This is a genomic window from Spirosoma sp. KNUC1025 (assembly GCF_045160025.1).
GTDB lineage: Bacteria > Bacteroidota > Bacteroidia > Cytophagales > Spirosomataceae > Spirosoma.
Genome location: NZ_CP087139.1, coordinates 130994 through 154809 on the forward strand (window position 1 = coordinate 130994; position 23816 = coordinate 154809).

A 23816-nucleotide genomic window follows, 5' to 3' on the forward strand; every position below is an offset into this window, starting at 1 on the left:
GCTAAGCAACAAAAAAGCAACCGACCTCACTGGTCAGTTGCTTTCCAATTCTAATTTCCTCATAAACCTTTAACTATCACCCTTTCTTCCGATTAGGTGATACAAAGGTACATCCGGCCAAAGGGTCACAACTTGCTTTTCGATGAACAGCAGTTATTGGGCGGTTTTTGACCGAAAACAGGCGGAGTTCTGTTACTGTTTATCATATATCAGTAACAAGGTACGTATTGGTTTGCGGGCTGTATATACAAAAAGGGCAATACGCTACTTAGAATTCGAATAAAATACCATTTTTTTGTGAATAAATGAACATTTTATAGCATAATAGGATTATGCAAGTATCTTCAATGAATCATTCATCATATATAAATCGGACTGGCTTTGCTGGTCCGATTTATTTTATTCTATTCCTATAGAAGCAGATAAACGGCACGTGAAACAGACTTACTTAGCAAACCGCTGGATAGGAATTCAACGCACTGAGCGATACGCTTGACCGTATTTTAACTAGTTACTATCTTGCCCTGTCCCATTGGGATAAATAGTTAAGCATGGAAAAGGCCTGATCAGCTTGAGTCAGGCGTTTTTTTACAAACCTAATAGATAACCAAACGACGGTTTTATGATGAATAGCTTATTGCCTTTACCTATAGACGATTTATATTTCAACGCAGGTGATGCGCTCTATTTACGCATCAATACCATTTACTACAAACGCATTGCCGGTACTGGCTGGCAGGTGATTCTGGAAGATAAAGTGCCGGAAGGGGTCAAATGGGATATGCTGCACGAGAAGCAGCGGGAAGCCATGAGTCAGGGATATTTTTTACATCGCCTATGATACGGTGGTGCGACAGTAGCCTTTATTTAAGCCTAGTTTTCCTGTCCAGCTTTTCAGCAATTATACTATTTACATACCCTTCCTGCTGGCCATCTACCTGAGGTGGTATGGGTATGAGTAGGGGTCGGGTTGTTCTCACAAAGCCTTATGGGGTTGCGATTAAAAATAAATTAATGACAAGCAAAAGGGTCGGTTTCCGGTTAGTTTAGGGAAGTTTTACTTTATAACCAATCATAAACTCACTACGCTACATGGAAGCTCAATCAACTTCACCCGACGTTACCCCCAAAAATATCTTTGAGCGCTTCTTGGCATCGGTTGCCAAGGCAACCGGTAGTTCAGCCGCTTTTCTTCTGGCACTAGCTACGGTAATCATCTGGGCCATTACCGGGCCCCTCTTTAACTTTTCGGAGACCTGGCAACTGGTTATCAACACGGGAACGACGATCATCACCTTTTTGATGGTGTTTATCATCCAGAAGGCCCAAAATAAAGAATCCTTATCGGTTCAATTAAAATTAAACGAACTTATAGCAGCTACCAAAGGGGCCAGTAATCGACTGGTAGCCAGCGAAAACCTCTCGGAAGAGGAGCTGGCTATTCTTTACAAGCATTACTGCACGATGGCCGAGGTAACCCGCCAGGCCAGTGATCTACGCAAGTCGCACTCGGTGGAAGAAGCCATCAAAGATGCTTCCAATAAACTAAAAAACGAAGACGTGTAGGGCTCTACAGGTTGATTGTCGAATGTCAATTCATACCGTACTTGATCGGCTAAGGCAAGCCTGGGCTGCTGTTTGCTTGCTGGTGCTCATCCTATTGCTACGAGTTAAATAAACGCTTCAGTAGGAACGCTTTACAATGATTTGGCCGGTAGTAGCCTGGCCGCCCATGCTCCATTATAAATTGTATAGACTAACTGCTAATTGAATTTGGCTTTATTCCATCTTAAGATAATCTGCTGATGTTCTCCTGTCAGCAGATAGCCATAGGGCTCCTGAGTAAGGCCATACCGTGTTTGATGAGTTGCAGCGATCGTAGGGGCTAGATCTACTTCGCGAATGGATAGCGAATCGCCCACAAAATGCCAGACAAAGTCGATCTGGTAAGTGGCTGAAGCTTTGCTACCTATACGAAAACTACCGGTGGTGTCCTGATTAAAAACAGCCTGAATGGTTAACTCATCAAGGGCATTAACGGGAGAGCCCTTTATAGTAGCATCGAATACTTTTCCCTTAAATAAGCTATCTGAATTTATGAACGTAGCGCTGGCTTTGTTATTGGTTGATGAGACGCAGCTAATACTGATAACTAGAATTAAAACCGATGTAATAAAAACGTTGAGCATGCTTTGTGGTAATAGAGGACTAATTTTCCAGAAGTATCTGTAAAGCCATCTGAGGCCTTTTTACGGACTTCTTTTTTCTAATAGGATTCATGTTAACTGATTGAAACCAATCGACGGATACAAGCTGGGGGGCTTTGTAGTTGGGGTGGTTGGGGTAACTAATGAATGCTTTCTGTTGGTCAGGCGTATAAAAGTGAATCATTACCTGTTGGGGTGCATCGGCAAACGTGGGATACGTGTAATAATAAGTCCCTGGTTGCGGCTGATTAATAGCAGTATACATTCAGTGATTACAGGATAAGTACAAGTTAGTCGTTTGTTTTACTTCACTACTCGAAGTTATAAATTAGGTGTTAATGGGTTTTTAATTTCGATGAACTGCTAGAATCACCGGTTTTTTGGTACGAATTGTCGGTTTTTGGATGGATTTAGAAGAACATAAATATTTTACGTTCTTATATTTAAATAAATCAATAGCTTATTGTTTCAGGTGATCTTTGAGGTATAGTTTAGTGTGAGTATTGTCTAAGCCTGGCGCTAATAGTGCCGGTTTTTTGCACGAGAACTGTTGCTTGACTCAGGCCAGTAAGCGGCTAGTGCGCATATTGCACATTTAAACTATAATAGGCCTGGGCGATTAGGCCAAAAAAGATTGATACCCGCGTTTGGTTAGCTGTAAACGTCAATTTTTTTATATGATCGCTATCTTCAGTTGAAACCGTCGGATCACCATAGTCAATCGTTACCTCGTTTAGTAGCGCAAGAAAAGTAGTCTTAATCTTCAGACTATCACCTAAGGGGGCCATCCCATAATAACATACACTCCTGAGTTTGTTGTCTTTAAAGGTGTAACTCAATTTGAATTTGTAGTTATGCACCAGCACCGAATCATAGATGATTTCGGTTGTAGTTATGAACGATGGCTTGATGCCCTCATAGCCAATAATTGCTTTCCGTGAATCTCCCCAATTAATTTTTCGACCAGCTTGTGCCCAGGCGCCAGTAACACTTGTTAAGCCGAGTAGCCAAGCCAGCAGTAGCCATTTTTTCATAGGCACAATGTTACCTAAAAATACGAATTAGCGACTGGACAGTGTCGTATATTGTTCGTCAGAAACGGTAATGCACAAAACTCCAAAGCTAGGCCAGTCTGATAAGTAGTCATGGATGAGGGTTGGTGATAAGGACAAGGGATAAACCTTGATGAGCCAGACCGTAGCCGGTTCGGTAGTGATTAATCAAATCCTCGCGAAGATAACGGTGCAGCAACTTCGTGCGTTTCCGTTTCAAACGAATGAGCTTATTGAGAAGCCCAAGTGTCAAAGTACATCTTGAACGGCTGGAATGCGGCTTTTTGATAACATTTATACAGTTAGCCGGTTTTAGCTACATGCAGACACCAGCCACGTCTTCAGCGGGCCTTTCACTTAACGAGTCTAGTGGACGCCAACTGCTGGAGAATTCCATCAGCGACTACATTAAGTTCCTGCGCCGACAGCCCGCCGTTTGTGGGAGCGCCGAGCAGCAGGAAGCGCTGTTAAAGCACATTGCCCAGGGACACGACCTCATCAAACTAGTGGCCAGTGAGCGGCTCAAAATCACGCGTCAGCTCGACAAACAGAAACACGAGTGGATCGAGTTGGAAAAACACATGACCGCGCCCATCGAAGAGGCCATGAAGCCCCTTAAGCATGCGATTGAACACTACAACCAGGAGATGCTGCGCATCCGGGAACACCAACTGGCGGAGACTGCTCAGCCGCTAAGTACAGAATCAAGTGAAGAAACAACCTGGTTGACGCCTGATGTGTCGGTAGTGGCCATACCCAAAGGCGTACAGTTGAAGTGGCAGTATGAGATTACCGATCCCAACCAATTGCCGAACGGGTATTGGGTAGTCGACGAAGCGGCCATTAAGGCTGCCATAGCCGAAGGGGTGCGGGAGATTCCCGGTGTGCGAATCTATCAGGAAGCAGTTACTACATTTCGCAAATGAGGAGGTGATGTGGCTTTAAAGCAGAAATCATTCAGTCGCTGGATAGACGCATCCAGAAGTTAGGCGGCTAACTATACCAATAGGTTCTTTTCAAAATGGGTATTAAAAAGCCCGGCGCTGGTAGGGTTGGATCTTTTTGTGCAAGGCTAATTAAAACTGTAATAAAGATTTAATAACTCTTACAGTTCTAGTATGTAAGGTACGTCCTGCCGGAAGAATACAACTTGTTTCAGCAGGACGTACCAATTCATTATGATGTTAAGCCCTTACTGACTGACGACCTTAATTGTTCGCTCTTGATCGGGGCTGCTTACCCGAAGCAGCAGTACGCCCGCTGCGACGCCACGGATTAGCATCCGCTGGCGCTCCACTTCAGCAGCCTGCTCGACCACCCGCTCGCTTACTAATCTGCCGCTTATATCCTGCAGTTGAAAAACTAACGGGAGTCCTTTGCCCCCTACTACATCAACAACCAGTTCGTTACCTGCTACCGGATTGCCCTGCACAATCACCTGCAAACCGACTACGGTTTCATCAGCCCCCTGACGCGCGCTACCGCAGCGGCCACTACCTGTGCTACAAAAAGCCGAGAAATTACCCCCTCCTGGTAAGCCTGTGTTGCCGCTTATATCCACAGTTCGCCCACAGAGTGCGCTTAGCGAAGCTGGAAAACAACCGCTTAACTGGTTGTTATTAAGAAACAAATATTGCAACAGAGTCAGACTACCCAGACTTGAAGGAATTGAGCCGCTGAGCTTATTATTATTTAGGTATAACAGTTGCAGGTTGGTTAGGCTACTTAAACTGGCGGGAATTGATCCGCTGAGCTGATTCTTGCTCAGATAAAGCGCTTTGAGCTGACTCAGCGCCGATAGACCTGTAGGAATGGAACCGCTTAATTGGTTGTTGCTGGCATCCAGCAGTTGCAACTGACTCAGAGCTGATAGGCTGGTGGGCAGGGTACCGCTGAAACTATTATTGTTCAGATAGAGTACTTGCAAGTCGGTAAGCTGCCCTAGACTGGCCGGAATCGGTCCGGTAAGCTGATTTTTAGTCAGGTTGAGTAAGCGAAGCTTAGTTAAGGCCGACAGGTTAGGAGATAACGTACCGTTGAGCTGGTTATTAGGAAGATAAAGGGCGATAACACGGCCATTGGGGTTGCAGGTGACGCCAAACCAGTCACAGGGGGAACAGCCACTGAGCCAGTTGGTATGATTCGTCCAGTTTGGGCCATTAGTAGCCTTGTAAAAATTGACTAACGCTTGAAATTCGGCGCTGGTTACTTGGACTGGCACGTTAATGGTAGCCGATGCCGGACCCCCTGAAGTATTTATAGTTAAGGTAAATGTTTGCGGACCGGATTCACTAACAAGTAGATTCTGACTGAAAGCGCTTGTGCTGGCTGTGCCTGTTAGGGTGCTGCTGGCTCCATTGGTGAGTGTGAAGGAATAAGTTGATGTAAGGTTGCCAATTTTGGCGGAAAATTGAACCGGGAGTCCTGCGCAAGTTGGTGTGGGGGTAGCGGTAAGGTTGGTTAAGGTCGGAGATTGGGTGAGAGCAGCGCTAAGCTTGACTGCCCAAAAATCAACGCTACCGTGATTACCCGTGACATCCCGGTCATTTGAACCTGTATAGCCTGCTACGACATAACCTCCATCCGGACTGATCGTTAGAGCACTAGCTCCGTCAGTTTCCGATCCACCTAACGCTTTTTGCCAAACCAGTTGCCCTGTTTTATCCAGTTTCGCGACCCATGCGTCAATGCCACCAGAACTCCCTGTGCCGTTGCCTTTATCGTAAAAGGTGGATCCTGCGAACACAATTCCTTGATCGGGACTCTCTGTTATACCATATGGACCGGGTATTATAACAGCCGTTATACCATTTAAGCGTTTCTGCCACTGAATCTGGGCGGTTGCACTTAATTTTAGTATCCAATAAGCCGGTTGGGTATTGCCGCCTATTACATCCCCGTCCGTTGAATAGGTAAACCCCGCCACGGCATAGCCTCCATCAGAAGTTTTGATCAAGCTATAGGCTGCTTCGGCACTCGATCCTCCCAGCGTCTTTTGCCAGAGAATCTGCCCTGCCTCATTGAGCCTGACAATCCAATAATCATATAACCCGTGAAAACCAGAGATATCGCCGTCATTAGAAAACGTGCGGCCAGCTACTACAACACCACCATCGGCAGTTGCTGTAACGGTATTGCCCTCTTCGGTGTCCGAGCCTCCCAGCGTTTTCTGCCAGAGAATCTGCCCTGCCTCACTGAGTTTGATCACCCACATATCGTCACTGCCGTGGTTGCCCGTCACATCACCATCATTGGAGCTAGTAGTTCCTGCTACTATATAGTTACCATCTGCCGCTCGCGTAACAGCGTTCGCTACGTCGTTTCCCGTACCGCCTAGTGTTTTCTGCCAGACAAGCTGCCCGGCTCCATTAAGTTTAATGATCCAAGCATCATTATTGTAAGCTGTACTTTGTGGATCCACATACACGTAGGATATTGTGCTTCCAACGACTAGATATCCACCATCAGCGGTTTCGGTAATTCCATACGCATAATCAAACGAAGGTCCTATGATTGGGTTAACAGGACCTCCCAAGGTCTTTTGCCAGACGAACTGCCCGGCTGCATCCACTTTAACGACCCAAATATCATCATTGCCGGTAAAGCCACTCACGTCCCCATCATTAGATCTGGTGTTTCCAGCCATTACGTAGCCTCCATCGGCGGTTGCGGTAATGGCTTTGGCCACTTCACCGGACGATCCGCCAAGTGTTTTCTGCCAGAGTATAGTAGGCGTTTGTCCGATCGCGGATTGAGAAAATAGTGTTAACAAAAGTTGAAATACTGCGGCTAAGCAGTAGGATTGAGCAGTAAAGCATCCTAACCTAGATGGCCAGGAGAACAACGGGAAACGTATAGATAGATTCATGAGATGAGGCCGTTAAATTTGATTATGATTAACAAGTTTTAGTTTGAACCTATATACTTAAGGCTGAGGCAGATAATGTAGGCAAAAGTTGGTATGTGGACGGTCTTTTTACTAAGCGGTCTTAACTGCTAGGGGAGTACTATTGGATCAAAAGTGATTATGAAGGTGAAGGTTACTGTTAACCGCTATATTAAGGCCTAGCCGCTAATTGTAGCCGTTTTTCGATGATATCCTCGGCGTTCAGCGATGGATCGTTCGCCTGTAGGTTCTTGTTAAACTGATCGGTGCTGGTGAACGACAGTTCGATTTCCTGTTGCTACCGGGACTGCTTAAAGATCTGATCCACCACCAGCGCATTACGGTCCCGGCCCCGCTTTTTAATCATGGCCGTATAGAAAGCTGCATTGGTTTCCTCGTTGGCTAAAATCTCTTTCCTAGCTTTATCAAAGGCCTCCAAGTCCTGTTTACTGCCATCAGCAATCACAATCTTGCGGGCCTCATTCCTTGCTAGAGTTTACATTCCGAAAACGTTTATACGACTGCCCTACAAAAGCTGACAGATGGAAGCATTTGATCTGTTTATTTCACTCATTATTTTACTCAAAACACCTAAAAGAGCACTTTGTTGATCACTGTTCTGTAAGCCCCTCTCAAGAAATAGGCCCTTATACACCCCTTTTTCCATTTATCCGCAGCTGACTCGGAAGCCCTGTGGATAAAATAAGCAAAAACTGAAAAACAGGTTTGTGCCACTAAGGTTCTGCCCCTTTTGTCTACCAAATCTGGCTTATAAGGTCAGGTTTGTAACAAGGGCTTGCAGGGAGTGCAATTGAAAAAGCGGAAAAATAAAAAGATTATTTTTGAACCTACACATATTCCATGCCAACATCCAAACCCAAGTGGGCTATCGTAGGTATAAATGAGTAAGAGTGCTCTTTTGACTAAGTATTACTTTACATTACTTTACACTAGCCAGTTAAAAAATGGGGATTACGCAACAATCAGGGCAGCATCCTGTGCCTGTTTAGTAGATTAAGTAGTACTTAAGATCAAGACGAATTGAATGCTGCTTCTAATCCCCTAAGCTAATACCTATGCCCAAGCAGATATCTTTCTTCCTTTTCGGTACGCTCCTAAGTACACTGCTCCTGAATGCCTGCCAGCATGTCCAGCAACAGGAGCCTCAACCCCAACCCGCTGCTCTATCCGTACCCGACAACCTGCGGGACACTAAAACACCCCATTCGCTGATTGTTCTGGATGAATCCATCAATTTTGATCTGATAAAAAAACAAGGACAGGGGCCGTCAGAACGTTTAATCCGCTGGGGGACGAAAGAGTCACCGGGTTACTGGCGCACCTTTACCTACGATCCAGCGGGTAAGCTACTGGGGATTTTTCAGGAAGAGTATGGCTGGCAAACCGTTGAACTAGCCCGCTACCAAGGTGATTTTCTGGCTGAAAGCTTCACCAGGGAAGCTCAGTCGGGCTTCGTATTTCGCTTCAAGCGTTACCAGTATGATGCTCAGGGCCGCTTGAGTCGCACCCTTCTCTATGGAAGGGGCCTTGATAAGCAAAATCAGTTTCGCTTATCCGACTGGCTGACCCATACCTATGATGCTAAAGGTGAGCTCCAGCAAGTGCGCTTTGAATCGAACAGCATGCCAAGTTTTTACTGGGTGTATACCTACCAGAAAGGGGACTGCGTGCGTCAGCAGCAATACCGCAGGGCCAGTGGCGGTAAGGTGGATGATTTGCGAGAGCAGATCGATATCGCCTACAGTAGTCAAATCAACCCCCTCATGGAGCTTCCTCTGTACGATGAATACAAGTACAGATTCAGTCGCCATTATCAGGCCGCTAGCGTAACAACGCTGTATCAAAGTGGGACAGCGGAGCGTGCTCCAGGTTGTGAGTTTAGGGGCAATTTTGAGTATGATGGGCAGGGTCGTCTGAGTCGCATGCGTCTCTCGGAGGGAAATCTTTGGGAATACTTCACCTACGCGCCGTGACAGGAGTTAGAACTTGATCTATTGTTAGGTGCCATAAAACGCCTGGCTCATTGAACCAGGCGTTTTCGCATCTATCCACACCCTTCATTACCCGAATCGAGCAAAGAATTTCTTTTTGATTACGTATTGGCTACAGACGACTTATGAAGAGCATTGAGAACCCGATGATCGGTGAATTCCGAACTTACTCTTGTTGACTGGATGTAGTCCCGAATGCCATCAGCATCGAAAAGCGGTTTTTTGCCTTCGTACCGATGAGATAACTTTCCTAGTCTCATTAATCGATGTAAGGTTGACTCAGAGCAGTTTAATGCCTGCATGGCCTGTTTGCGGTCCATCCATTTGCCGCCTGTCCCGATTAAATATCGAACCTCCCTTTGCAACTCCAATACTTGTTTTTGAAGAGCGGCAAACTCTTCATAGCTAGGTACTTGTATCATTGTGTATAGATTGGATTAGTTATGATTAATTGGCTTACCTAACCAGAAAGATTATAGCACCAAATCCACTTAAGCCCGCCCTACGAAATGTTATATAGATACGAAGCCGGTCAACTCTTTAACTGCTTTACTCATGAGATGATGCCTCTATTCGTGCTCGTTTTTGATGCGGCAAAGGCTCAATGTCCTTCACCCGGATGCTATTGCGTTCAGCAAAGCGCAGGACGGCGGATCTTTTTAGGCGCTTCACTTTTTGACCGAATACAAATACTTTTTCGTGGGATAGCATGGCTACGGCTGTGGGTTTCGTAACACCGAAATAATCGCAGATCCATTCCCAGGTAACGTATTTGTCATCTTTTAACGCTGCCAGTTCTTTCTGCGCTTCAATAAGCTGGACAGCGGCAGTTTCATAACGGTCTATAATTTCCTTCAACTGCTGGGCGGGCAATACGACAATCGATTCCATAAAGCATTTTTTATCGTTCATGTATAAATACTAAAACAATGTACGAGATGAATCCTTTTCAAGCGCTTTGTGAATTGCCAAGCTTATTGATGATTACAAGCGTGTAGCGGCCAAATTTCTCGAATTCCAAACCGAAATTGAGACCTTGAAAGCGGATCAATACGTTACCTGGGATTTGGTCTGCGATTATTTCGGTGTTACGGAAGCTATAGCAATGCTAGCTGACGAAAATCGGTTTGTGTATGGCCAGCAAATCAAGCGGTTCAAAAAATCCATTATTACTCGATTCGCTGATCGAAACAGCATTAAAGTGAAAGATACAGGGCCTTTGCCGCATCAACAACGAGCACGACTCAAAAAGTCATCTAACGTCTTCAACAGACACTTACTGCCATACGGCTTCCATGGCGTCGTTGACATCCGACTGGCGCAGGTCCGCTAAATAGGTCTCAGTAGTGGCAAATCGACTATGGCCTAAAGCCGCCGAGATCTTTCTCTTATCCGTCACCCGGCTGTCAGCCATCGTCGCAAAAGTATGGCGGGCAATGTGTGTGGTGATCCTAAAGGGAAAATCTAACCGCTGGGATAAAATCTTCAGTTGAAGGTTAACCATAGCCGTTTTAGAGGAAATCTCTTTTAACAATCGGGCTTTATTCTGCGGCTCGGTTAAAGTTGGTATAGGATTAAACTTCGAAAGCCAAGGTAATAAAAATTCGCCTGGCACAGTCTGAAGATAGGATTGCACCAAGTCAACGGCTTGCCGATTGAGCCGAACCGAAATCAGGTCCTGGGTCTTGATGCTGACGTATTCCAGATACCAGCCATCGTCCTGCTGATGGACATCGGTTTTCTTCCAGTTTAGCGCATCGCTGATTCGGCTGCCATAAGCAAAGAATTGCAATAAGAACGTGTTCCGGGCGTCGGCCTCCCGGCCTTCCAGCTTCATGGCTTTCAGACTGGCCAGCTGATCTGGCGTTAGTTTAGGTTTTCTGACTTTAGTACTTTTAAAAGCCAAAAAAGCCATGGGATCTGACTTGATGATACCCCGTTTACGAGCATCCGTAAAGACCGTATTAAGAAAGGCCATACGCCGATGGATCGTATTGGCAGACTTGCTGCCGTTTGACCGAAGCCAATTGGCCCATTGCAGTACCCAGTCTTCAGTCACATCCTCCATGTGCATATCGATCTGTTGACCTGTTTTGTCGGTTCCCAGAAATTGGGCAAGCCGGACAAAATGACTGGTGTATTTTTCGGCAGTGTGGTGCATATTTTTTAAGCCGCAACGATGTATGTAAGCTTTGGTATAGGCTAATAGCATTCCGGCCGGCGTAAAGTTGGCCTCGGGTAGCGCCAGGATGCGATCAGGGTTGATAGGACGGCCCTCCAGCTCAGCTGTCAATATCCGCGCTTCAGCGGCCTGAAAAGCCTGTGTAATAAGCGAATTGAAAAGTATCTGGTTGGGATGGTTTTTCACCCGACCACTGGACCTGTCAAATTGAGAGGCTTTGACCCGGCAAATTGTTCGACGCTTAAGTACACGTCCGCCGGTGAGCTTGGTATAGAATTGTAACATGACAGCCTGGGTGCCATCGCTATACTTCTTGGCATGAAGCGTTATTTTGAGTGAGAAAGCCATGATAGATGCGTAGGAAGTATGGTTTAGAAAGGGACAATGCTTGATTCACAACAGGGTAAGCTTATAACGATAAATCGTTAATTTAAGGCCACTTAGGCTAGATACGGCACCGCCTTGTCAAAGAGGTATTTTCAAATATATTTCCCACTATTACATCCCCCAGGTTGAGAACATAAAATGGGTCAAAGTCACCGTTCTTGCTGAGGGTACCGAAGCATCCATGTCCAAAAGTCACTTCATGCCAGGCTTCAAACAGCTCGTTTTCCCGCTCGTCATAATGGCGCCAGTAAAGAATATTGCCTTCAAAGATCTTAACACCTTTAGCATCACAGACGCCACTAAACTGCATTAGCATGCAGTCTTTTCGCTCAAATGGCTCAACCGCGATTGACTGTTTTTCTGCGTTGGTATAAGGATATATGCCAACAGTCGTGAAATAGGCAACGGCATACATCTGACTAGTTGGAAAGTGCCAGACTCTGAATTCGAGGGATTTATACTGGATGAGAGGTACTCCCGGCAGACCCTGCCCACCGGGAGTAATTAGATTTATCGTCGACATCAATCGCTCTTATAAATTTATGAGGGTTGGCTGACTGCCCTAACACGCGTCTGATCGGCTTCGATGAGATAAGCCTGCAGATCAAATAACAAATCGTTCAGTTGCTCAATTTGCGTTCTTACCTGCTCTACTTCGTCTGTACTAGTGCCGGCTGCAGGTTTTATCCGCGTCCAAAGAAACGAGCGGTAATGTGCCAGGGCACTATGCAGTAGCTCGAAGTCAGATGCGCCATTTTGACCAAAGGGTTGCGTCGTGAAACTCATCTGAACACGCAAATACGTAGGTACCTGGGTATCAGTGGGCGTTGGCTTGGGAGGTTGGCCAGTGTTCATAAAGTAATCGATTTAGCTGGCTTCGCCTTTAGTAACCAATTCCTTCTCTGAACCTCCATGCCAGGCGAATCTTGCTCGTATGTCGTTATCTGAATTAGCTTATACATGCCCCCCCCTTTTTTCTTTTGATCTTTTCCTTATTGTGTTTCCAGCTTCGCGTAGATTGGCTGCCAGAATTAAAGCGATTGCGTCAATTCGGTTGCTGAGGTTTTTAATCTCTTCCATCAAACGGATTACATCATTCATCGGAAAGGAACTCCACTTTTGTTTTGTCTCCTTTTTCCAATCGTCCCGATACCATTCCAATTCTTTAAAGAGTTTGGCCTTGTGAATAATCAAGGCATCTAATACCGTTTCTATTTCGGATGGCATCAAGCTTATATCTGTCCTATTAGAGCAGGTATCAAGTTCTAATTCGAATGACCAAAAAGCCGATTCTGTCAAATCGTCGCCATAGGAGGTGATTAGCTTATTCATTGTCCTGCCCCTCCTTAACGGCTCTTTTGTTTGTTGCGATGGCGGCATTACAATCGCGCAAGTCGTCCAGGAAATTGACTAATTTCAAAATGCTAGATAGGTTTTGGCGATTGTCTGAGTCTGAGAGATCAACAGGAGGTGTAGTTAGCCAGTGTTCTAAAAGGCTGTTAATAGCCTCAATTGGGCTAATCCATGTAAGGTAGCTATCTACTACCCTTAATAGCTCAGCTTGCGCTTCGTGGACATCTTTGTCAACATCAATCTTCCGGTTATCCGGCAAATAGGAAGGTTTAGACGCTGTAACGTCCATTTGTGGAGAGGTATTTGCAGATTTCCCCCTACCCACGTAGTTTTGCTCCGTGTTCATTTTTTAACTAACAGTTATAATTGGCACAAACCACCCTTCGCTAGCTTCCGCCAAGTTGACAGCGAGGGGTTTTCTGTGTTAATAGCGAGCGACTTTCGCCCGTCTGGCTTTACAAATATAGAAAGACTTTACAAATATAGAAAGTACATACACAAAAAAATATCATTCTTTTTTTTCGCTCAAATCCACTGAAATATTCATACCCATCGCGTCGGCAATTTTAAAAAGTACCTCTGTGGACATATTTAATGCACCACTTTCGTAACGAGCAACAGCGGATTCACTAACACCAATTAATGCTCCTAACTCTTTTTGGGTTAAGCCTTTTCTTATTCTAGTTTCTTTGATAAGCTTGCTAATATCCTGTTTTAGCTGTTCCATATCCGATATAGTTACAACACAAATATATGGCTAAAGTTGCACTATTTGTAAAGTCAATAGTATAATTTACCAAGTGGCAATATTTGGTGTATATACACGAAGTTTCACAGCTAGTGTAAGTAAACTAGTCAAACATATTTTGGTATTTGCCTAAGATACATTGGTAAGTGCCTTACCTTATATACCCTTGAATTGCATTTTACTTTGTACTTTTAAAAGCAGGAAATGTAAATGATACGGGGTAATCGATGAATCCAGACGAAAAAAGGTGGGTAGTCTTCTACTCCAAAGAAGATGAAGCCACTAACTACAGTTTGCAAAATGCCGAGATCTTATTAAGAAATAAAGAACTGACGGACAAATTAGGTGTCAATGACTTATTAGAACTATATAACATTAAGCTCTATTTTGATAATGATTTGTTTTTGCCAAGTTGGGATGAGGCAACAAAAAGTAGTTTCAAAACCACGATTGAGAAAGCATGGACTATCATTAAACAGTTTTGGCTTTCAATAACCAGTGAAACTATTCCAGATTATGTTGATTCGCTCAACGGTAATTATAAGGAATCCTTTTGGGATCTAGTTAATTTCCTTCAGGTCTACAAGCGAATAGACAAGAGAGTGTTTGGTACACTTTTAGAAAAGCACCCTTATCACATATACTATATATTAAACCTCAAACAAATAGTTAACCATTTCGGCCAGGAAGTACGATCCTTCTTAGTAGGTTATCATAAGTCAGCAGAAATTTTATTATCACAACTAGAAATAAAGCATACACACAACCCACCTAAATACCATTTTCCGGCCTGTTTATCAATCAAGGATAAGGAAGAAATAATTTCTAATTATATAGACCAAGACAATCCTAATTTAAATTACATACGAGTTATTGAGCACTCAAAAGATTCGGATAGTTTTAAGCTCTCCCCTAAAGTTAGGTTAAGTGCTAAAAAGAAGTCAGCCATACTAAACGAGCAATTATTTAAAGAGGGGGCTGCTATAGACTTAAGTGCTGAACTCTCGCTTAACCTAGACCAAGATGAGCCCAGAGTAATTACGAGAGATAATGGACAACAGAATATATCTTACAGTGTAAAATATATTAATAAGCAAGATACAAATATTTCACTATTCTACCTTTTTGAAACTTTATTTTTGTATACAAACAGGTACGGTGTCATAAACCTAATCAGCAAAGAAAGCGAGATGGACAGCTTTGAGAAATCATTGCTTAAGTCTAAAAATGAATACGCAAACGGTATCTATTTTGAGCAAAAGAATAGAATCGCCCAAACACAAATATACCTTTTTGATCACTATCTTAGAGAAAAGAATAAGTCTATAGAAACATTAATTGAATCATTCGTTAATGAGTCAATTAATGTTTCTTACGATATCAAAAATCTATGTCTTAAGTTTCCGACCGAACAGTCAACTTATCTTGAGAAAATACGAATTTTAGCTCCTGAATTAGATTCTCTCCTAAAGCAGTATCAAACTTATGTAACTGAAGGGCAGATAGATTTTGAATTGATTTCACTTGACTCAACTCCATTACGATTTAGTGAAATTCAAAGTTTGGTTGAAAAAAAATACGTTTATATACAGAGCGATGAAGTTAATGTTCTTAAGCATTATTTTTTTTCGGACCAGAGTTCACTTTTTTACGTAAAACCACACAAGAATAAATACAACAACTTATACGATCTCTTAACAAAGGAAAATGTCCTATTAAATAACTTTGAAAATTATCAACTCAGAGTGATCAACCACTTTATTACTAACGGTTATTTAAGTATAAGTGCAGATGATGTTGTTGTAATTGAGAAAGATGTATTACTATATATTGTTAGGGAGCTACATTATGATGAAGTAATTAGCTATCGGCATTATCCCCTATTTGTACGTAAGGAAATAGATAAAATGGTTGATGATGGCCTACTTAGGTTTGAAAGTACACTTTTCACAAAACCTGAAATAAGTTACTTCAACTATTATTTGAATAAGAAGGAATTTACCAATGGTCTTGACCTTCGAAACAAATATTTACATGGGACAAATAACACCTCAGTAGCGATAAATAAGTTTGAGTATTACACGCTAATAAGGCTGCTTATTTTAATAATACTCAAAATCGACGATGATTTATTGATTCATAAACACAAAAAACAAGTTACTCAATAGATTCCTCTACTTTAAATTTATTAAATGTACTTACACCTAATACTCCCGGTCACTTAGCTTATTTCCTAAAAACAATCGTTAAGTTAATTCACTTTAAGCTATCCTGTTGATATCTTGGCAAATCACATTCATTATGTTGAATTATAAATTAAGCTTTAAAATTTAACAGAATCACTATTATGAATAAACTAATGGCCGAAAGTATTTTCTTGAAAAAATACAAAATTGAAGCGGTTGCTTATAAAGCAACAGGCTTAGTGTGGAATCAATTAGAGGATATTTACAATCATTACGAACTTTTAAAACCGGAGTTAGAGGATATAGCTGGCACTATGTCAAATCGATTGATGAAAATAAGTAAGGTACACTCTGTTCGATTCAGAATTAAGGACAGTGAACACTTAATTGAGAAAATTATACGTAAACGAATTGAGAAAGAAGATCGAGTTATTGGCATAGAAAATTATATAAGTGAGATAACTGACCTGGTTGGATTAAGAGCTATTCATCTATTTAAAGAAGACTGGGAAAGCATTCATGACATGATTAGTAACACATGGGACTTAAAAGAGACAGTAAAAGCGTATTTAAGGGAAGGGGATAGCGATGCCTATAGAAAAGCATTCGAGGAGAAAGGGCTCAAAGTAGAAGATCATAAATATGGCTATAGGTCAATTCATTACATAACTAAAACAAAACCAGCTAAATCGGAATTTTTCGCAGAAATTCAGGTTAGAACTATCTTCGAAGAGGGTTGGAGTGAAATTGACCACACAGTTAGATATCCTTATGAGATAGATAATTTTTTATATAAGGAGTTCCTTATGATACTAAACAGATTAGCTGGTAGCGCTGACGAGATGGGAACTTTTATTACATTGTTAAGAACACATTTAGAGGAGAATAAAACACAAATGCTCACAAAACAACAGGAGATAGAGCGTCTTCAAAAAATACTTGATAAACCAAATATGGATGAGGACGATAAAAAGGAGATTAAAGAAGGAATTGCTTCAGTTAGTACATTAGGCAACCTAGATTTCTTAAATAGCTCTCTCCAGACCAGTTATCCTGTACCAAACTTACTTCATATCAATTCAATTCTTAACCGAACAGGAAATAACACTAATTCTTATACTCATTCGATTAATAGAATTCAAAACGGTTTATCTGGCTTTACAAAAAACATAAATCTTCATGGAGGTTATTCATATCCTGACTCAAACAAAAAAAATCAATCACAGATACCAGAAGAGCCCGCAATAGTGCCTGATCCCACAAAAATGAGCACAAAAGAACCCCAAAATAATTCAGATAAAGAAAAGAAAAACAACTCCCAATAGTTAAAACGCATGCAATAACAAATTCTATTAAATTTAGAAAAGGGATAAGTGAAAAATTATTTTCACAAGTGCATATTTATTTGAATATCATCAGATAAGCATTCAAATTATACATTGTTAGAAAACAAAAAATAACAATCCTTTAAAAGTGGGTATATTATTCAAATAGAAATTGTTGTAGTGTAATGAAATTTATTTTTCAGTTTGGAGAGTTTATAAGTGATGATTCCTCTTTTTTGTATGACTTGGTTATACAAGCAATTGGTGCATTTATTGGTACTTTTGGAGCAATTTGGATTTATTATCGCCAAACTAAAGATCAGAAAAAAAGGAGGCTGACAATTTATTCAATGTACAAAAAGATCAACTTGAATATTTGTTTCATTTAATAAGTAACGGTATAAAGTCAACAGATTTGATGATTTTGGAGCTTAAAAGATTTAGTGAATTCGTAAGTAAAAATCCATCAAACAAGCTTGATTTAAGGTTAACAGTTAATAATGATTTGAATAGAATTGTCAATAAAATAAACCACGACTCATATTTTCTCGCTTATAAGTCCCTAATAAAAGACGATAAAATCGGGCCAGTGCTAACCAATATTGATTATTTATTTGAAACGCTTCAGGATATAAGTAAGTATTATATTAGTATTCACGAAAAACAACAAAACGAAAGAAAAGACTTTCTTCATTCAATGCACGATTTGATTAATGTAATTGTGACAAATGTAAATATTTACAGAGAATCACAAGGTAGCTTACATGAGCATTATTTGTTTTTTGATTCGTATCTAAAAAAATACCGAGAATTTTTCACGTCTGATATAGACGCTATACTAATCTTTGATGAAAAATTTTTAACTCCTTTATTGACCGATATTTATTATAAAAACATTCCATTTGAATACAAACAAGTCTATGACGCTGCCAATAGTTCTAGTATTAAACTAAAGAGAATAGTATTAAATAATAATAGTAATGGCGCTCATTTAAGCAATTATGGAGTTATTCTATCGGAATCTGTCCAGAATTTAAAGGAGTTAATAATCCCACTTCAGAATTTTATTGATAGATAATCAAAAGAGTAGCGTTTGGTGCGCGGCCTTTTGTCTAATTATTATAAGTAGGTAGAGTGCTGTATTTCACTCAATCCACCTTAAACCCTTTCTGTTTTAATTCTCCCTTCAAGTCGCGATAGCTGGTTCTCCCGTCCTCTTGTTCAATGATAATACCTGATCCAATAGCTGTGATCTGCTTTTTTGAACCCTGAATCTTCAGCTGATTAAGCATTAATCGAGTTAATTCCTTGTGTTCCCGTAGCTCACTAGTTAAACTACTTAGATCCATTCCCACAGATAGATTACCAAAACCAGGCTCTTTCATATGCTGAATGATCAGCGAAGGAAAACCAATACCTCCTTCTTTCATTAAAGCCCGGATTGCTTCGTTCGCATTGTTTTGGTTCAATGCCGTGAGCGTCTTATCATACCGCTCAGAGGCCTGGGCATTCGTTACATGCTCGCCACCTTCCACTTCTATATCCGCGAAAGCACTCGTGCCCCGGATGCCACCGAACTCGTGTGAAGCACCCCTTAGCCGCCCCCCTTTGCGCAGCTGAGTACCTGCCGAGGTTAGTGCCTTAATCTTGGCCACACTGGCAAAGATGGCCGCTGTCATAGCCGCCAGCGTACCAAAAAAGCAATCGGACCAGCAATGGGGCCTAACTTAATTTCTTCAGCGGCAAGACGCGTTAAGAACGTTATGCCATTGCTGACGGTCATGGCGGCATTCGAAATCGTCGAGGCTGTATCCAGTGCCTGCTGCACTTTCAGTGCTTTCCGGCGCACCTGTTCCTCGTCGGCTTTCTGGCGCTTTAAATCGTTCAGCTCAGCCTGACGTAGCGACAGGTTGTTGGCATACCCTTCTTTACTCCGTTCCGATTCGATATCGACCTGCTCCTGTTTGGCCTGAATCTCCCGATCGATGGCTGCAATCCGCTCCTCGCTTTGTTGAACGATGAGACTGGTTACCTCTGTGATCGCATCGCCAATCTGAGAAAAGCCTTTCCGGACCGCATCGAGCTGGGTTTGATCCATTCCATCGGTAATGCCCAGCAAATCGTAGATATCATGAAACTTTGGTGAGTTAGTTTTCAGTTCATCCTGCTGTTTTTTGAGCTCGTCGACGGCCGCTTTGGTCTGGGTAATCAGGACCGCATTCTCGGATTCCCCCTGCTCTTTTAGGAGTCGAATGGTTTCCTCGCCAAACTTAATCCGGATGGCCAGCTGAGCCTGTTGCCGTTTTTCGATGATGTCTTCGGCATTCAACGACGGATCGTTCGTCCGCAGGTTCTGGCCAAACGGATCGGTGCTCGTGAAGGCGAGTTCGATTTCCTGTTGATCCCGGGTTTGCTTTAAGATCTGATCGACTACCAGTGCATTACGTTCCCGATCCCGCTTTTTGATCATGGCCGTATAGACCGCCGAATTCTTCTGCTCGATTAACAGCTTTTCCTCCCAGTATTTATCGAAGATGGCCAGTTCGTTTGCATTGGATTTTTTGGCCAGTTCCAGGAGCTGATATTCCTGCCGAACACGCGAGAGTTGCAACTGCCGGTTGCGCTCGTCTTCAATCTGCTGCTGGCGATCGGCAAAGATCTGGGCAATCTGGGAAGCCGAATTGGCCAGCGTGATACTCGTATCAGCCACCACCTGCCGACGGCCGTTTAGCTCCATTACCTTGTTCGATTTAGCCAGTTGCAGCTTCTTCTCGGTGGCATCGCGCTGGAGTTTCAACTCCTTCTGATCCAGATCAGCCCGGGCATTGATGTAGGCCGTTCCATCTTTCTGAAGTAGTTCCAGCCGTTCTTTACCGTATTCGAGCTCCAGCTTCTGGACTTCTTTGGCGTACTCCTGACGGGCTTCCAGCAGCAGGCGATTGGTCTCGTTTTCTATGTCCTGGGCTTTCTTGCCAGCTTTCTTCTGCTCATCGGTCATCGGTTCATTGGTGAGCTTAGCCAGGGTAGCCGCCTGCTCATCGGCCAGCTTTTTTAACCGGGTTACCTGGGCATCGGCCAGTTTTTTACCCGTACTGGCTGACAGTAACGCTTCACGGGATTTGTTAAAGACGTCGTTTAATTTACCACTGTCCTTACCTGTCTGCTGGATTTCCTTCTCTAACTCCTTCCGGAGCCGCTGATGATCAGCGACGGCCTGCTGGTAAATGGCATCACGCTGCTTTTTGACCGTGTCAGCCGCATCCCGCTCAGCTTTCGATTCGACCTCCCCGCGTTTTTTATTCAGCTCGGTCAAAATTTTCAGATCATCCTCGACGGATTGTTTGGTAGCCGTCACGACACCCGATTGCCGGGCTTCTTTCCGAGCGGCATCCAGGTTGGTCTGGCGCTGTTTGTTAGCCACCCGGCCAGCGGTAAACAGGGCGCCGATTAAGCCATCCTCTTCATTATTGACGTAACTGCTGAGAAAGGTTTTAAAGACCGAGGTTTTTGAGCCGATCTCATTGACAAACGAGGTAAAGCGCTGTACCATACCCCGCAGGAACCCGTCATTGCTCTGGCCCAGGTTACGAAAGAATGCGTCAATAGACGTGCCGGCTTTCCTGAGATCGGTGGCCAGGTTGTCCGTATTGGCACGAGCCTGCTCGTAGGCGACTTGTGTACCAGTGAGCGTTTCGGTCATTTTGGCGATGGCATCACGACCTTCCAGCACCTGCTTAGCCGCCACGATGTTTTCGGCCCCAAAGACTTTGGCCTGTTCTGAGGTGGTATCATATTTTTTGGCCGCATTGTCCAGGGCCGTATTCAGACCGACAATCGACGGCCGCAAATTCTTATCCGAATCGGTTTCCAGCTTCAATAACACATTTCGTAAAGCGGTCCCTGCTTCGGATCCCTTAATCATTTTACCCGCCAGGGTCTGCAAAAGAGCGTTCCCCTCTTCAAAGCTAAGGCCCGCGGCTTTCATGGCGGTACCCGAATTTTTCAGCGCTTCGGCCGTATCGTTGATCTCACTATTACCCAGTTTGGCGCCGGCAGCCAGTACGTTTGAAAACCGGGCTGCCTGATCGGCTCCTTCCTCAAACTGGGAGAGACTACCCAGCAGGGCTTTAGCCGACTCCTCCAGGCTCAACTTGGAGGCCTGCGCCAGAGTAATGACTTCTTTAGTCGTCTGGGCCAGGGCTGCATTATTTTCCAGCAATTCAGGTTTGATACCGGCAATATTTTTAAAGGCTTCCAGCACCGTCGTGCCCGCAATACCCGTATCGCGTTCGATCTTCTGCGCCTGGCTATCCAGATAGTCCAGACTCTTGCCTGTAGCCCCGGTCAGGGCGGACACTTCCGAAAGCTTTTCGCCGTAGGCTGCCCATTCTTTCGTTCCTTTTATGACCGTGCCGGCCGTCGCGGCAACGGCTGCACCAGCGGCTAACGTACCCCCGCTGAGCGACAAACCAGTCGCATCGCCCAACTTATCCAGGGCCGCTTCGCCGGCCTGCCCCAGAAAACTATCTTTCTTACCCGTTGTAGAACCACCCGGTGTCGGCAGCTTGATAGCCGGAATCGACAGCCCTCTGGCGATTTTGGCCCTCAGGCGGTCCCACCACGAATCGGCTTCTTTCAGCGGCTTGTTGAGGCGATCCAGCGCTTTTTCAACCAGATCCAGCTGCTTTTTGAGCTCGTTGTACTGACCCACAGCCGTCAATTCATCCTGGCGTTTTTTGACATCAGCCAGGGTTTGCTTCAGCCGGGCCTGTTCTTTTTCGAGTGAAACCACCGCTGTTTGTACGCGCTGATAGATCTGTACCTGTTGACCCAGGGTTCGGTTGAACTCGGTATGCTGGCTGGCAGCTTTGCCAAAGGGATCGATCTGGGATTGCCGCTTAAGGGTGTCTTCGACGATCCCCAGCGTATTTGATACTTTGTCCATTTTGGCAAAGAAGTCGTCCAGATCCAGATTGTATTTAGCTTCAATGGTTTGAGCCATGGTCCTAGATGGATTAGTGATTAAGTGCCCTTCTACGACCGGGGCGGGCCAAGATGCTCGATGCGGCTGAGCGGACCAAATACGCTGTAAAAGCGTAGAGGAAAGATACTAAAAAACGATGACAGTCCCATCGGGAAGCGTATAGGACTGCAACTGCTTGGGTTGCCCTGCATCCCCAGGTACCTGCTTGTAGCGACCGTGGATCTGCAGCATCTTGTCGACGGCATCCTTGGCGTCGTGCAGCTCGATTTCGGTCTGCGTTTCTTCTTCAACCGTGTCGTCGGGCATCCGGCGGACGATCTTGCGCTGGCGGATTTTTTTGATCAAATGCCAGTTATCGACGGCCTCTTCGGAGGTTAAACTCAGCCGGCCGTTTTCATCCAGAAAGCTTTCCATGCTGCCCCGGGCCCAGGCACTCATGCGGCCGATGCATTCGCCGGCGCTCATCCCATAATGTTCCATCAATAAAGAGATCGCTGCGGCAATGTGGGGTTTGCTAATCGTCTGATAGCCGATCTCCTTGGCGGATTTGGTTGAATAGCCAGCCTGGCGGGCTGCTTTGGCAGCGGATCGGCATTGGCAGAAATGAATAACAAACTGCTGCTCCAGGGCAGTTAATCCTTCCAAGGGATCTAAAGGAGTTGATTCCATAAGCGTTTGGGTTAATATTAGTTACGGCGGTTATCCAGGGTTATGCCCTGTTCATACATCCTTGCGGCCTTGTAATTGGTCTGCGAGGCGTTTTTAAACTTCATTATCAGCTCGGATTGAAAGTCATTGGCATGCTGCATGTTTTTAATGTCCTGTTGCAGGGAAAAGACCAGATAAGCTAGTTCTTCGTAGGGTTGGCCTTTCTCCAGCGCCTGCATTACCACGGCTGCTACGAGCTCATCCGGTGGCTGGGGTGGATTATGGCTTCGGGTGGGATCTCCGTAATCAGCCCACTCTTCTTCGTAGGCGGCTAGCTGCTGTTGGTAGGCTTCGTACTGAGTTTCAATAAAGGCTGACAGCATCGTTTGATTATCGAGTTGTGAATCCACTTTAGTCGTACCCATCAGCTGGTTCAGGATACTGGTGAGCAGAAGAGTATATCGCGGATCTGCTTTGGCGTTAGGGGTTTGCCGGGAAAACAGATTAGAAAGTGAAGTTTTGTGAAGCTCTTTAAGCTGCTTGACTTCAGCTGTGAGAGAATCGATCTGATGCAGTTGCACAAAATAATGTTGTGCTAAAAACTTGTAGGAAAGTCGCTGTGATTTGGCGAGTTGTGCAGTGGCTTGTTCGACGATAGGCTCCATCTTGGGCTCCTCGATCGGGCTATTGGTGTCTTTGAACCGTTGGTAGTTGGACCATTTGATGGTTAGAATGTTCAGCTTTAGGTCAACAAAGTCGGGTAAGAGTTTTCGCCAGCTATGCCAATGATAGCGGCCGGGAAAAGCGTGAGCGATGGCTTTGCGCAGAGAGGAATAAAACATTGTT

23 protein-coding genes are annotated in these 23816 nt (G+C 44.1%); 7 read left to right on the plus strand and 16 right to left on the minus strand.

The window, feature by feature from the left end; translation table 11 throughout:
- Nucleotides 1-622 precede the first annotated feature (622 nt).
- Nucleotides 623-841, plus strand: a complete 219-nt coding sequence (locus tag LN737_RS00565) for a hypothetical protein (RefSeq protein ID WP_405515266.1) — start codon at nucleotides 623-625, stop codon at nucleotides 839-841.
- Nucleotides 842-1092: 251 nt separating this feature from the next.
- Nucleotides 1093-1566, plus strand: coding sequence for a low affinity iron permease family protein (locus tag LN737_RS00570; RefSeq protein ID WP_405515268.1), 474 nt, complete (start codon nucleotides 1093-1095; stop codon nucleotides 1564-1566).
- Between the two features lie 197 nt (nucleotides 1567-1763).
- Here LN737_RS00570 and LN737_RS00575 read toward each other — a convergent pair whose 3' ends face one another.
- Nucleotides 1764-2189: a hypothetical protein gene (locus LN737_RS00575; RefSeq protein WP_405515270.1), complete on the minus strand. Its 426-nt coding sequence runs from the start codon at nucleotides 2187-2189 to the stop codon at nucleotides 1764-1766.
- 593 nt (nucleotides 2190-2782) lie between these two features.
- Nucleotides 2783-3241, minus strand: a complete 459-nt coding sequence (locus LN737_RS00580; RefSeq protein ID WP_405515272.1) for a hypothetical protein — start codon at nucleotides 3239-3241, stop codon at nucleotides 2783-2785.
- 338 nt (nucleotides 3242-3579) lie between these two features.
- On the opposite strand from LN737_RS00580, the gene LN737_RS00585 reads away from it, so the two are divergent.
- Nucleotides 3580-4185 (plus strand): hypothetical protein, encoded by a 606-nt coding sequence (locus LN737_RS00585; protein WP_405515274.1) that lies wholly within the window; start codon nucleotides 3580-3582, stop codon nucleotides 4183-4185.
- A 266-nt stretch (nucleotides 4186-4451) separates the two neighbouring features.
- Here the strand turns inward: LN737_RS00585 and LN737_RS00590 are convergent, their stop codons facing one another.
- Both LN737_RS00590 and LN737_RS00595 read right to left on the minus strand, forming a co-directional pair.
- Nucleotides 4452-7031: a hypothetical protein gene (locus LN737_RS00590; RefSeq protein WP_405515276.1), complete on the minus strand. Its 2580-nt coding sequence runs from the start codon at nucleotides 7029-7031 to the stop codon at nucleotides 4452-4454.
- A gap of 412 nt (nucleotides 7032-7443) precedes the next feature.
- Nucleotides 7444-7611, minus strand: a complete 168-nt coding sequence (locus LN737_RS00595; protein ID WP_405515278.1) for a hypothetical protein — start codon at nucleotides 7609-7611, stop codon at nucleotides 7444-7446.
- Between the two features lie 610 nt (nucleotides 7612-8221).
- Here LN737_RS00595 and LN737_RS00600 point away from each other — a divergent pair.
- Complete coding sequence (locus LN737_RS00600) at nucleotides 8222-9139, plus strand: hypothetical protein (protein WP_405515280.1); 918 nt, start codon at nucleotides 8222-8224, stop codon at nucleotides 9137-9139.
- 119 nt (nucleotides 9140-9258) lie between these two features.
- Here the strand turns inward: LN737_RS00600 and LN737_RS00605 are convergent, their stop codons facing one another.
- The 8 genes from LN737_RS00605 to LN737_RS00640 form a co-directional block, all read right to left on the minus strand.
- Nucleotides 9259-9579, minus strand: a complete 321-nt coding sequence (locus tag LN737_RS00605; RefSeq protein WP_405515282.1) for a helix-turn-helix domain-containing protein — start codon at nucleotides 9577-9579, stop codon at nucleotides 9259-9261.
- 127 nt (nucleotides 9580-9706) lie between these two features.
- Nucleotides 9707-10069 (minus strand): hypothetical protein, encoded by a 363-nt coding sequence (locus LN737_RS00610; protein ID WP_405515284.1) that lies wholly within the window; start codon nucleotides 10067-10069, stop codon nucleotides 9707-9709.
- Between the two features lie 364 nt (nucleotides 10070-10433).
- A complete protein-coding gene (locus LN737_RS00615; protein WP_405515286.1) occupies nucleotides 10434-11687 on the minus strand; it encodes a site-specific integrase in 1254 nt (417 codons plus the stop codon).
- A gap of 97 nt (nucleotides 11688-11784) precedes the next feature.
- Nucleotides 11785-12249 (minus strand): YopX family protein, encoded by a 465-nt coding sequence (locus LN737_RS00620; protein WP_405515288.1) that lies wholly within the window; start codon nucleotides 12247-12249, stop codon nucleotides 11785-11787.
- A 17-nt stretch (nucleotides 12250-12266) separates the two neighbouring features.
- Complete coding sequence (locus LN737_RS00625) at nucleotides 12267-12581, minus strand: hypothetical protein (protein WP_405515290.1); 315 nt, start codon at nucleotides 12579-12581, stop codon at nucleotides 12267-12269.
- Between the two features lie 99 nt (nucleotides 12582-12680).
- Complete coding sequence (locus tag LN737_RS00630; RefSeq protein WP_405515292.1) at nucleotides 12681-13058, minus strand: hypothetical protein; 378 nt, start codon at nucleotides 13056-13058, stop codon at nucleotides 12681-12683.
- Nucleotides 13051-13425, minus strand: a complete 375-nt coding sequence (locus tag LN737_RS00635; protein WP_405515294.1) for a hypothetical protein — start codon at nucleotides 13423-13425, stop codon at nucleotides 13051-13053. Before LN737_RS00635 ends, LN737_RS00630 begins: the two co-directional genes overlap by 8 nt.
- Nucleotides 13426-13587: 162 nt before the next feature.
- Nucleotides 13588-13806, minus strand: coding sequence for a helix-turn-helix domain-containing protein (locus tag LN737_RS00640; protein ID WP_405515296.1), 219 nt, complete (start codon nucleotides 13804-13806; stop codon nucleotides 13588-13590).
- Nucleotides 13807-14054: 248 nt separating this feature from the next.
- Between LN737_RS00640 and LN737_RS00645 the strand changes: the two genes are divergently transcribed.
- From LN737_RS00645 to LN737_RS00655, 3 genes are all read left to right on the plus strand, one after another.
- Nucleotides 14055-15995, plus strand: a complete 1941-nt coding sequence (locus tag LN737_RS00645) for a hypothetical protein (RefSeq protein ID WP_405515297.1) — start codon at nucleotides 14055-14057, stop codon at nucleotides 15993-15995.
- 179 nt (nucleotides 15996-16174) lie between these two features.
- A complete protein-coding gene (locus LN737_RS00650; RefSeq protein WP_405515299.1) occupies nucleotides 16175-17338 on the plus strand; it encodes a RelA/SpoT domain-containing protein in 1164 nt (387 codons plus the stop codon).
- A 418-nt stretch (nucleotides 17339-17756) separates the two neighbouring features.
- Nucleotides 17757-18416, plus strand: a complete 660-nt coding sequence (locus LN737_RS00655; protein WP_405515301.1) for a hypothetical protein — start codon at nucleotides 17757-17759, stop codon at nucleotides 18414-18416.
- A gap of 70 nt (nucleotides 18417-18486) precedes the next feature.
- On the opposite strand, the gene LN737_RS00660 is transcribed toward LN737_RS00655, so the two are convergent.
- The 4 genes from LN737_RS00660 to LN737_RS00675 form a co-directional block, all read right to left on the minus strand.
- Nucleotides 18487-19017 (minus strand): hypothetical protein, encoded by a 531-nt coding sequence (locus LN737_RS00660; protein WP_405515303.1) that lies wholly within the window; start codon nucleotides 19015-19017, stop codon nucleotides 18487-18489.
- Complete coding sequence (locus LN737_RS00665) at nucleotides 19014-22340, minus strand: phage tail tape measure protein (protein WP_405515305.1); 3327 nt, start codon at nucleotides 22338-22340, stop codon at nucleotides 19014-19016. The genes LN737_RS00660 and LN737_RS00665 overlap by 4 nt, the downstream gene beginning before the upstream one ends.
- Nucleotides 22341-22448: 108 nt before the next feature.
- Nucleotides 22449-22991 carry a terminase small subunit gene (locus tag LN737_RS00670; RefSeq protein ID WP_405515307.1) on the minus strand — a complete coding sequence of 181 codons (543 nt, stop codon included), beginning with the start codon at nucleotides 22989-22991 and terminating at the stop codon, nucleotides 22449-22451.
- 17 nt (nucleotides 22992-23008) lie between these two features.
- Nucleotides 23009-23812 carry a hypothetical protein gene (locus LN737_RS00675; RefSeq protein WP_405515309.1) on the minus strand — a complete coding sequence of 268 codons (804 nt, stop codon included), beginning with the start codon at nucleotides 23810-23812 and terminating at the stop codon, nucleotides 23009-23011.
- Nucleotides 23813-23816: the final 4 nt, after the last annotated feature.